The sequence below is a fragment of the Candidatus Angelobacter sp. genome (assembly GCA_035607015.1).
Taxonomy (GTDB): domain Bacteria; phylum Verrucomicrobiota; class Verrucomicrobiia; order Limisphaerales; family AV2; genus AV2.
The window spans coordinates 1-10,856 of record DATNDF010000153.1; the positions used below are offsets into that span (position 1 = coordinate 1).

The 10,856-nt window shown below is 59.0% G+C and carries 8 protein-coding genes; 2 read left to right on the forward strand and 6 right to left on the reverse strand.

All coding sequences use genetic code 11. The annotated features are described in order from the left end of the window. A partial coding sequence (locus tag VN887_06210) for a hypothetical protein (protein ID HXT39600.1) occupies nucleotides 1–409 on the forward strand: 409 nt, incomplete at its 5' end. On the opposite strand, the gene VN887_06215 is transcribed toward VN887_06210, so the two are convergent. Genes VN887_06215 through VN887_06225 form a run of 3 tightly spaced genes read right to left on the reverse strand, consistent with a single transcriptional unit; the run spans nucleotide 354 to nucleotide 4,747 of the window. Then, complete coding sequence (locus VN887_06215) at nucleotides 354–3,068, reverse strand: S8 family serine peptidase (protein ID HXT39601.1); 2,715 nt, start codon at nucleotides 3,066–3,068, stop codon at nucleotides 354–356. The two genes, VN887_06210 and VN887_06215, sit on opposite strands and share 56 nt — an antisense overlap. Next, nucleotides 3,065–3,865, reverse strand: coding sequence for a bifunctional hydroxymethylpyrimidine kinase/phosphomethylpyrimidine kinase (thiD, locus tag VN887_06220; protein HXT39602.1), 801 nt, complete (start codon nucleotides 3,863–3,865; stop codon nucleotides 3,065–3,067). The genes VN887_06215 and thiD overlap by 4 nt, the downstream gene beginning before the upstream one ends. Before the next feature lie 30 nt (nucleotides 3,866–3,895). Then, nucleotides 3,896–4,747: a type II secretion system protein gene (locus VN887_06225; GenBank protein ID HXT39603.1), complete on the reverse strand. Its 852-nt coding sequence runs from the start codon at nucleotides 4,745–4,747 to the stop codon at nucleotides 3,896–3,898. 121 nt (nucleotides 4,748–4,868) lie between these two features. Here VN887_06225 and polX point away from each other — a divergent pair, with 121 nt between their 5' ends. Continuing rightward, the gene (gene polX, locus VN887_06230) at nucleotides 4,869–6,638 is read left to right on the forward strand and encodes a DNA polymerase/3'-5' exonuclease PolX (protein HXT39604.1); all 1,770 of its coding nucleotides are present in this window, start codon (nucleotides 4,869–4,871) and stop codon (nucleotides 6,636–6,638) included. A 5-nt stretch (nucleotides 6,639–6,643) separates the two neighbouring features. On the opposite strand, the gene VN887_06235 is transcribed toward polX, so the two are convergent. From VN887_06235 to VN887_06245, 3 genes are all read right to left on the reverse strand, one after another. Continuing rightward, nucleotides 6,644–7,300, reverse strand: a complete 657-nt coding sequence (locus VN887_06235; GenBank protein HXT39605.1) for a site-2 protease family protein — start codon at nucleotides 7,298–7,300, stop codon at nucleotides 6,644–6,646. A 1-nt stretch (nucleotide 7,301) separates the two neighbouring features. Beyond that, nucleotides 7,302–8,636 (reverse strand): tyrosine--tRNA ligase, encoded by a 1,335-nt coding sequence (gene tyrS, locus VN887_06240; GenBank protein HXT39606.1) that lies wholly within the window; start codon nucleotides 8,634–8,636, stop codon nucleotides 7,302–7,304. Between the two features lie 197 nt (nucleotides 8,637–8,833). Continuing rightward, on the reverse strand, nucleotides 8,834–10,507 hold the full coding sequence (locus tag VN887_06245; GenBank protein HXT39607.1) for a 30S ribosomal protein S1: 1,674 nt from the start codon (nucleotides 10,505–10,507) through the stop codon (nucleotides 8,834–8,836). Nucleotides 10,508–10,856: the final 349 nt, after the last annotated feature.

A 10,856-nucleotide genomic window follows, 5' to 3' on the forward strand; every position in this document is an offset into this window, starting at 1 on the left:
AAGTTGCGCATTCGTCTCTCAGCTCCGCGCTGCACAGGACTTGAAAACCTTCCACGCAAGCGAAAGCTATCTGGCGGACGGCCAGACGCTCTCCGTCACTGAAAAACTTGGGCAAGCCGTCATTCAGATCGACCCCACCGCAACGCAGAACACGACCCCAACGGCATTCATCGCACCGAACGGCAAGGAGTTTGCCTTGGAGGTCGATCTGACTCCGTCGCGAGGACTTTACACCATGCAGACTGGCGGAACCATTACGGAGTCGGCCAACGCGGCGGCAATCGACTCGCTAAACACGGACTCGCGGGTGATGTACGCCTGTCCCGTGTTCGCCAAATCGAGGCAAAGCTCGTTTATGGCGCAGTCTGCACCCGAAAGAACCGGTTCGCGAGATTTGTGTAAGGCGTGAACCACTCGGTTTCCGGAAATCGTCCGGTCAGATTTGTGATGAGTGTCAACGGTGCTGCAACGTTTGTTCCGGCCAACACTTCGAAATTCTTGCTCGTCACGGCAGGCCAGCTCAATCGCGCCAGTTTTTCGTTCCACAACGAGAGATCGAGGTTGAACGGCGCGTCCACCGCGTCCGGGTCCGTTCCCATCAATTGTTCGCGCGCGTTGTTGTAACCATCGCCGTCCGGGTCGTCGTTCGGCCCGTACGCGAGTGTGCCCAGACGCGCCATTTCCCAGTTGTCATCGAGTCCATCGGCGTCGGTGTCGGTGATGGCCACGCCGTCAATGAGCAGTTCAACGCTCAGGACGTTCCCGGCGTTGAGCGACGCCTCGTCTCCAATGGAAACGGTCCAGGTGCCCGCGCTGCTCTCGCCGAAATGAAGCGTCGAATAGTAGGTCCAGTCGGTCGGGCCCGGACTGTCGTCGGTGTTGACCTGCTGCAGCACGCTGCGCGTTCCCCGCGGCGAGAGCAGTGTGATGCGCAGGTCACCGCGCCTCGGATGGTCTGATTGCACGCGCAAGCGCACATGCTCGCAAACCAGGGTGTCTGTGACACTGAGCGAATACACGGCCGGCGTCAGTTGGAGTTGCGCCTGGACCGCGCTGTTCGTTTGCAAACAGCTGCGCAGCGCCTCGCCATCGTTCTGGCTGATAAACACGCCGGGAATCGGCGCGAAGTCCGTGTCCATCAGAATGCGCTCGGTGCCGTTGAGGTTGTCGTAGACGACGGCGAAGGCCGCGCCGGCGTCGGACGCGAACTGCAGCTTCTGGGAGAAGTCATTTCCACCGCGCTGGATCAAGGCCGCTTTGCCTGTCAGGTTGGACGTGATTGCCGAGCCGGCAGCGCCGACGTCCACCAACGGCAGGCTTGCGGTAACGGTGTCGGGATGCAAACCGCTGCCCGGTGAAGCGTGGATGGATGTCAGTGCCGCCGGAACGTTGGGTCCGGTGATCAACACACGCAACGCATCATCGGGAATCGCCTGAACGTTCGTCGCCGCGTATGACACCGCTGTCGCCGCCGGTCGGTTCGTCCAGTTCATTGCAAGGCGCACCGCCTGACCGGCGTCGGGCACACCGAAACCGACATTGTGACTGACGCGGAACCCGGCGCCATTCGTTCGCACGTCCGGATCGGCCAGATCGAAATGCCGCGCCGAGAGAATCAGGATCTGTTGCGCGTCGCGCCACGACAGATTGGGATTCGCCGAAAGCAACAAGGCGACCAGACCGCTGATCTGGGGCGCTGCGAACGACGTACCGACCACGTTGGTCGAAAAAACGTAGTCGGGGTCCGCGAAATCATCACCCAAGCCAAACGGGTTCCATCCGGCCGAGCCCTGCCGGTCCGTGCTGAAGACGGCCGCGTCACCGTCGCCGCCCGGCGCCGCGACCAACAGGCACGCGCCGGGATTGCTGTAGCTCGCCGCGCGTCCGTCCCTGCGGACCGAAGCGACACAAATGACGCGCGGATCGTTCGCGTACCCGTCGTCGTTCGCGTTGATGATGTTGTCGCGGCCGTTGCCGGCGGAACGCACCATGACAACACCGCGTCCACCGCGTCCGAAAGCGATGGCGTTGGAAATGCCGATACTTTCCATGGCGGTGGGAGGAAACTGCGTTGGATCGGTCTCCCCTTTCCCCCAACTGTGGTTTTCCACGCTGACGACGTTCGATCGGTATTGGAACATGTCCATCATTTGCTCGTCGCTGGCGGTGACGCTGTTGCCCAGAAAAATCTTCCAACTGGCGAGTTGCGCCTGCGGCGCCACGCCACTCAGGCCGCGGTGGTTGTCTCCCTCGGCGAGCGCCAGACCCGCGACGACCGTGGAGTGATTGTCATCGGGATCCGTTGGCATGGCATTGGTGCTCCCGCTCATCCCGTCGAAATAAAAATGCAGATCATTGCTGGCGCGCGCAATGAGATCAGGGTGTGTCAGCTCGACGCCGTCATCCGCCACGGCGACGATGCTCCCTGCGCCACGGGTGACGGGCCATGCGGCGCGCACGTTGAGATCGAGCCCAAGCGAAGTTCCGTTCGCGCCGCGGTTCTCAAGATTCCATTGATCGTTGAAGTATGTGTCGTTGGGCCAGATGGAATACGGGCCATGTTTCCGGATTTGTTGACGTCTCCGAACCGGACTGCTGATCAACACTTCCGGCCGCGCGGCCAGCCGATTCGCCTCGGTCATCGCCGCGAACGCGTCGGTGGCCTGAAGAACATAAAGGTTCGCCGCCAGAGTGCGCGAGACGTTCAATGGGCTGCCTCTTAAAACGCCGCGAATTTCCGTGCCGGGTTTCAATTGCAGCGTGACCCGGCTGCCGAATTCCACTGCGTAGCGCGGGCCGTTTTCCGGCAAAGCGGTCACCCACTGGGCTCCCACTCCCCGCGCGACGGCCGACGATGGAGTCTCGACAACGTGGTATGATACCGGCCTGGGTTCGAGGAATTGAAATCGAGCGGCGGCAGGAGCCGGTTGCGCCAGAGAGAACGCGGTGAAAACGCCAAAGCCGGCGAGACAAATCAAAGCGCGCGACATCTGGCAATCCATGTTAATCGCGCATGAGCGGGAAGCGAGTCTTAACTGCGTGACCGTCCACGCGAAGGACCGGTTCATGGGGCGCGCTCCCAAAAGTGATTGAGGACGGCATGTCCGCCGGCAATGGCGCTCCCGGCGATGGCGCCGGTCACGTACCTTTTGGCACGCCCCACGGCACGCGTCAAATCGCAGCCCAGCGCCAGATAACCGGCTATCGCCGCCGAATAAGCACAGCCGGTTCCGTGGGTGGAAACGCCTTTGACGAACGGCGCCGCCAGCAACAACTCGGTCTTGCCATCGTAAAATATGTCAACCGCCTCCTTTCCCCCGCGCAGATGGCCGCCTTTTACCAGGGCGGCACAACCGAAGCGTGATTTGATCTGCCGCGCGGCGCGGCGCATGTCTTCCACCGACCTGATCGGTCTGCCAACCAGCACAGCCGTCTCGTGCAGATTTGGCGCCACGAGCCTGGCGATCGGAAGCAGTTGTGATTGGACAACCCTCAATGCCGCGGCGCTGATTAATCCCGCCCCGCTCGTCGCCACGAGGACCGGGTCAACGATGAGCGGTGGCGATTTGCGCAGTTTGAAAAAATCCGCCACCACTCGAACGATGACGGGGGAGAACAGCATGCCGGTCTTGACGGCGGCCGGCGGCAATTCCTCAAAGACCGCTTCGATTTGCCACCGCACGACCGCCGGATCGCACGTCTGGATGTCCCGCACTCGCTTCGGATTTTGCGCGGTGACGCAAGTGATCGCGCTCGTGCCATGAACGCCGAGGGCGGCGAAAGTCTTCAAGTCCGCCTGAATGCCCGCGCCACCGCCGCTGTCAGAGCCGGCGATGGTCAGGGCGACTGGCAGGGTCTTCCTCATCTGCGATCAGCAAACACCGGGAAAGTGGGGCTATGGCCTCCGCACGGAAGCATGCGCCTGCAGCCATTTCAGGTCGCGGTTCCCCGTCTCGAAGTTCAAATGAGTGGTGATCCACTCCACGGTCTGCGCATCGCGGACGGTTTTCGGCTCGGACCAGCGATGGCTTTCAATGTGGCCGTCGGCGAACGTCACCACGCCGCTTTGAGAGTGCTGCGCGGAGGGCAGATGGTAATAAACGATGCTGTCCTCCACCACCACGAAGGCGGAATGGCAGATGTAACCCGGAGCGACGTCGAGGAACGTGAAGATTTCGGACGGCGCGGCGCCCGCGATGTCCGTCTGTTTCGTGAACGACAGGTAATTCGTGTCATTGTTGTAGATCGCGCCGGCCTCCCAGTTCATGTACGAATTCAACGCATAGCTGCGGACCTTTGGATATTTCGTGTCACCCAGCAACACCGTGCTGCGGTCCGAAGGGCATTTGTACACGGCCGCCGTCTTGAGGTAAGCGGCAAACTGGGCATGCTTTGAATCCAGAAGCAAATCCAGATTGGTGAAGAAAGGCGGGTCCCAATGACCGTCGCCGACCACCCATAATTTCACGTCGCTGTCGGGACTGGCGTATCCGTTGCCGGGAAGATGCTCCTGATTGTCTCCCGAGTACATCTGCAAAGTGACCGCCAGCTGGCGTTGATTGTTCATGCACTGGATCTTTCGCGCCCTTTCCTTGGCCGAGGACAGCGCGGGCAAGAGCAGACCCGCAAGGATCACGATGACGGCGATGACGACGAGCAGTTCGATCAAAGTGAACGCCGGTCGCGTGTCGCGCGATTTTCCTCCGGCCATCCACTCCCGCCGGCCTCCGCTGAGCGTGCTTCGCATCACCGCTTGAACCGGGAGCAAGAATAACACCAGTCGCCGCGAAAGGAAGTGCGCGTTTCGGGGCACATGTCCCAATGACTTTCAACTTTGAACTTTTGAGCGGGAGATTCATATTCGCGGCATGGACAAAGACCGCGTGGCGGAGATCCTCGCCGAGATAGGGACGCTGCTTGAACTCAAGGGTGAGAACCCGTTCAAGACCCGCGCCTACGAGAATGCCGCGCGCACGCTCGAAAGCCTGTCCGAGCCGATCGAAAAGCTCATCGCCGAACACCGGCTCGGTGAAATCAAGGGCATCGGCGAAGCGTTGCAAAAAAAAATCACCGAACTGGTCACGACCGGAAAGCTGGCTTACTACGACGAATTGAAGGCCTCGGTCCCACCCGGCTTGGTGGAGATGCTGCAGATTCCCGGCCTGGGCCCAAAGAAAATCAAGGCGTTGAATGAGAAACTCGGCGTCAAAACCATCGAGCAACTCGAAATGGTCTGCAAGGCGGGCAAGGTTGCCGCGCTGGACGGCTTCGGCGAAAAGACCCAGAGCAAGATCCTCGAAGGCATCCAGTTCAAACGCACCTACGCCTCGCGGCATCTGCTCAATGATGCGCTCGAGGTCGCGGAGCCGATTCTTGAAAGCCTGCGCGGGCATCCTGATGTGATCCGTTGCAGCACCGCCGGCAGTGTGCGGCGGTTCAAGGAAATCATCGGCGACGTGGATTTTCTCGTCTCGTCGAAGCACCCGGCGAAGGTCATTGAACACTTCACTGGTCAACCTGGCGTCGTGACCGTCAGCGCCAAGGGAGGCACCAAAGCAAGCGTGATATTGGAAGGCGGCATCCAGGCCGACCTGCGAGTGGTGAGCGACGCCGAGTTTCCCTTTGCGCTTGCCTACTTCACCGGGAGCAAGGAGCACAACATCGTCATGCGCCAGCGCGCCATCGAACGCGATCTGCGCCTCAATGAGTACGGCCTCTTCAAATCAAAAGAAGAGACCCGCGATCCGAAACTGCTCGTTCCATGCAAAACGGAGGAGGAGATTTTTCAAAAGCTGGATCTCCCTTACATCCCGCCGGAACTGCGCGAGGACAAGGGTGAATTTGCGGCGGCGGAGAATGACGACCTGCCGAAACTCATCGAGTGGACGGACCTCAAGGGGTCGCTGCACAATCACTCGGACTGGAGCGACGGTCGAAACCCGCTCGAGGATGTTGCGGCGCACGCCCATGAGTTGGGCTGCGACTACTGGGCCATCACCGATCATTCCAAATCGTCCTACATCGCGAACGGTCTGGACGAAAAACGGCTCTTCGAACAGTTGAAAGCCGTCCGCAAGATCAACCAGGGATTCGCGGATGAAGGAAGTGATTTCCGTTTGTTGACGGGGAGCGAGGTGGACGTTCTCGCCGACGGACGCCTCGATTTCCACGACGACCTGTTGCACGAGCTGGACGTGGTCGTCGCGAGTGTTCATCAGGGGTTCACCTACAGCGAAGCGGAGATGACCAGACGGATCATTCGGGCGGCACAGAACCCGTATGTTCACATGCTCGGTCATCTCACGGGCCGGCTGCTGTTGGAGCGCGAGCCTTACAAAGTCAATCAACAAGCGGTCATTGACGCGTGCGCCGAAACACGCACATGGATCGAGTTGAACGCGAACCCCTACCGCTTCGACCTCGACTGGCGGCTGTGGCCGTACGCCAAATCGAAGGGCGTCAAATGCGTCATCAACTGCGACGCGCACCGCAACGAGCACGCCGGCTTCCTCCGCCTCGGCGCCGGCATCGCACGCAAAGGCTGGCTGACGAAGGCCGATGTGATCAACACGCTGCCTTTGAAAACATTGATGAAGGAATTAAGAAGAAAGCGTGGACGCCTGGCAAAAGGACCCTGAGCGCGCTATTCCCAGAACCGGAACTCGCGGAAGCCGACGTAACCCAACCGCGCCTCGATGCCGAGCGCGTCGGAGATGCTAAACACCACGTTCCAGAACAGGCCATTGGCGGCTGGCACGTACCACAGGACCAGGAACAGGCCCCAAAGGAACATCTGGGATTGCGCCAGCAACCGCTGTGTTGTTTCTTCCGGCAGCCACGGCGAAATCGCGCGGAACCCGTCAAGCGGCGGCAACGGGAGAAGGCACAACAACACCGAGCTGATTTCGAGCTGGATCAGGAACGCCAGCGAATAAGCGGCAACATTGTCGCGGGACTGTTCGATCCAACCGAACCCGAACGGCAGCCAAAGAGTGCCGATCAGCAAAATGTTCATCATCGGACCGGCCAGCGAGACTCCGGTCCTCCATTGGCGGGACCGCAACAAATGATCGTTGATGTAAACAGCGCCGCCCGGGAGGCCGATACCCCCCATCATCATGAAGATCACCGGCATCAGCAGGCTGTAAACGGGGTGGGTGTACTTGAGCGGATTGAGCGTGAGATAGCCCTTCTCCTTCACGCTCGTGTCGCCGCCGTAATACGCCACGATGGCATGACCGAACTCGTGGAGACACACCGAGAACACCCAAAGAATCGTGACGATGAAAAAACAGGCCATGCTATTTTGCGGTGACCACAACGTAATTCCGTTTGCCTTTGCGCAAGAGCAGGTACTTGCCGAAAACAAAATGAACTTCTTCGATGCGGAAACCAGGATTTATTACGTGATCAATGCGAAGAACTCCTGAGTGATTGCTTCCTAAGTAGATACTCTTGCCTTCTATGTCCCGCCTCGCCTGTCCCCTGCTGGTACAAAGTCCGGCCAATAACAAGAGCTCGATCAGCAAGATGCCGCCCGGGGTCTGAAGTTTGGATTTATCCATGGTTACAGACCGATTGTGTGTCGCCAAAAACTCATAATCCGCTTCGGTGTAATCCTGAAAAAGTTTTCCGAACAGAATTCCGCTCACGCTTTCTGCGATCACCCGTGGCAATACCGGGTGATCACCGGTCAGGGACTTCACTGGTGGATGAACCAAGTCGGTGACAGCTTGCGCCAAGGCTTTGTGCGCTGCACGCGCCTCGGGTTTCCGTTTATGCTGCGATTCAAGCGGCTCAATTTCCTCGCGCGACAGGAAGGTGAAATACTTTAGATAGCGAATGACATCGCGATCGTCAGTGCGAATCCAGAACTGGTAAAATTCGTCCTCCCGAGTGCGCTTTGGGTCGAGCCAGACCGCGCCTGCTTCAGTCTTGCCGAACTTGGTGCCGTCGGCGTTGGTGATCAGCGGCAGCGTCAGGCCATAGACCTGTTTGCCCAGTTTCTTGCGGCAAAGATCAATACCCGCGGTGATGTTGCCCCATTGATCACTGCCGCCGATCTGGAGTTCGCAGTTGCAGTCGCGGGCCAGCACATAAAAATCGAAAGCCTGCAGCAGCATGTAACTGAACTCGGTATAACTGATGCCCGTTTCACGGTCCTCCATGCGCGCGCGCACGCTTTCCTTCTGGATCATCTGGTTTACGGAGAAATGCTTTCCAGTGTCGCGCAGGAAGTCGAGGTAACCGATGTTGGCCGTCCACGAGGCGTTATCCACGAGCCGCGCGGGATTGGTCTTCGTGTTGAAGTCGAGGAGCCTGGCGAGCTGCGTTTTCAAGCTGGCGATGTTGCGCTCCAAAATTTCCTTCGTGAGAAGCTGCCGTTCCTGTGTCTTGCCACTGGGGTCGCCGATGCTGCCGGTCGCGCCGCCGGCGACGGCGATCGGGTGATGGCCTGCCATTTGGAATCGCCGCAACGCGAGCAGAGGGACGAGATTGCCGACGTGCAGGCTGTCGGCGGATGGGTCGAAGCCGCAGTAAAGTGTGATCGCGGAACCGAGTTTTTTGTCCAATTCGACCCGGTCGGTGCAATCAGCGACCAGCCCACGCCACTCCAGTTCTTCCAGAATGTTCATCGGTCCGGGGAGTTATCGCGACTGATCGGGCCGTTCACAAGGGGAAATTCTCTGGCCCGGCGGTCTTGCCCGCCGCTGGCAACGACGAAGACCTCGCGGACAGTCGATCCGCACGTCGGGGGACAAAAGTCCGCGCGGAAAAAGGCGGGCCGGAGACGGCCCGCCTTTCGTTTGCACCACCAGATTCTGACTTCCGCTCAGTCCGGTTTGTCCTGTTTCGCTTCGTCGGCGGCGTCGAAGGCGTGTTGCAAAGCCACGAGATCTTCGCCGGGTTTGAGCGAATCGAGCACGGCCTGCTCCGCCTTTAGTTGTTCGGCGGAGTAATTGGCGGCCTTGATGGAAAGACCGATGCGGCGATCACCCTTGTCGATCTTGATGACGCGCGCGGTGACTTCCTGGCCGACTTTGAGCACGTTTTTGATCTTGTCCACGCGCTCCTCGCTGACCTGCGAGATGTGCACGAGGCCATCGATGTCATGTTGAAGTCCGACAAACGCGCCGAAGCTGGCCAGCTTGGAAACCTTGCCGGTGACGAGGTCGCCGACCTTGTAATACTTGTCGATGTTCGTCCACGGATCCTCGGAAAGCTGTTTGACGCCGACCGAGATGCGCTGATTGCCTTTGTCGATTTCCAGCACGACGGCCTCGACTTCGTCGCCCTTTTTAAGGACCTCGCTGGGATGATTGATCTTGCGCGTCCACGAAATGTCGGAGACGTGGATCATGCCGTCCAGCCCCTCTTCCAGCTCGATGAATGCGCCGTAACTGGTGAGGTTGCGAATCTTGCCCTTGACCCGGGTGCCGGGGGGGTATTTATCGAGCGCCTTATCCCACGGATTGGTTTCAAGCTGGCGAATGCCGAGGGAGATCTTCTGTTCCTCGCGGTTGATACCCAGCACAACAGCCTCGACGTCCTGGCCCTGCTTGAGCACGTCGGAAGGTTTGGCAATGCGCTTGGTCCAGGACAACTCGGTGACGTGGACAAGGCCTTCGACGCCGGGTTCCAGTTCCACAAAGGCGCCGTACGGCACGAGGTTGACGACCTTGCCTTTGACGCGGGCGGAGACGGGATATTTTTGTTCGATGGTATCCCAGGGATTCGCGAGCTTTTGCTTCAAGCCAAGGCTGACGCGTTCCTTCTCCCGATTGATGTCGAGCACCACGACGTCGATTTCCTGGCCGACCTTGAGAATCTCGGACGGATGACCGATGCGCCCCCAGCTCATGTCGGTGATGTGGAGCAAACCGTCGAGGCCGTTGAGGTCAATGAACGCGCCGAAATCAGTCAGGTTCTTCACCGTGCCCTTGCGAATGTCGCCGGGCGTCATTTCAGCCAGCAGCTTCTGGCGACGTTCGTTGCGCTCCTGTTCGATCAATTCCCGTCGCGAGAGGACGATGTTCTGGCGATCCTGGTTGATTTTTACGACCTTGAAATCGTAGGTGTTGGCGACGTACTGCTGCAAATTCTTCGGCGGGATGATGTCGATTTGTGACGCGGGGAGGAAGGCTTCGACACCGATGTTGACGAGCAGTCCGCCCTTGACCACCGCCTTGACTTTGCCGGCGATGGTTCCGCCTTCGTTGCAAATCGTGAGGATTTTGTCCCAGTTTTTTTTGAACTCCGCCTTTTCCTTGGAAAGGACGACCATGCCGTCCTTGTCTTCGAGTTTTTCGATCAGCACGTCAATTTCGTCGCCAACTTTAACCGTCTTGATGTCTTCAAATTCGCTGCCGAGAACGGAGCCTTCGCTCTTGTAACCGATGTCGACGAGGACTTCCTTGGGACGGACTTCGATGATGATGCCTTTGACGATCTCGCCTGCGGCAAAGCGTTTGTCGCTCTGCTTCAGGGCTTCTTCCATGGTGAGCATAATGTGTTATTCCGCGTTCATAACCGGGGGCCTGGTCGATGCGAATGCACCCAACGAAGCTCCATTGCCCAACGGACCAGACGTTGCGGTGGCAACGGAGGTTGAAGGTCAGGTTGCAGGTTGACTTTCGTTTCTCAGCCCTAATGAACATCCGCACACGCGGCGTTCAGGCAAGCGGGAAGATAGGCACCGCCCGACGGGATGCAAGGACTATTTTTGCCGGATGGACTGGCCTTCCGAACACCATCCCGGATGCACCCCGGCAAGCGGAATTCCCCTGCTGCCGACGGCAAATTGCCCTTTTTTTTCGCCCCGGGTAACAACCAGCGCCCGTGTGGAAGTACGGATC

Coding starts and splice junctions, on each gene's coding strand:
- VN887_06215 (HXT39601.1), bottom strand. CDS start 3,068: ATGAACCGGTCCTTCGCGTGGACGGTCACGCAGTTAAGACTCGCTTCC.
- thiD (HXT39602.1), bottom strand. CDS start 3,865: ATGAGGAAGACCCTGCCAGTCGCCCTGACCATCGCCGGCTCTGACAGC.
- VN887_06225 (HXT39603.1), bottom strand. CDS start 4,747: ATGCGAAGCACGCTCAGCGGAGGCCGGCGGGAGTGGATGGCCGGAGGA.
- polX (HXT39604.1), top strand. CDS start 4,869: ATGGACAAAGACCGCGTGGCGGAGATCCTCGCCGAGATAGGGACGCTG.
- VN887_06235 (HXT39605.1), bottom strand. CDS start 7,300: ATGGCCTGTTTTTTCATCGTCACGATTCTTTGGGTGTTCTCGGTGTGT.
- tyrS (HXT39606.1), bottom strand. CDS start 8,636: ATGAACATTCTGGAAGAACTGGAGTGGCGTGGGCTGGTCGCTGATTGC.
- VN887_06245 (HXT39607.1), bottom strand. CDS start 10,507: ATGCTCACCATGGAAGAAGCCCTGAAGCAGAGCGACAAACGCTTTGCC.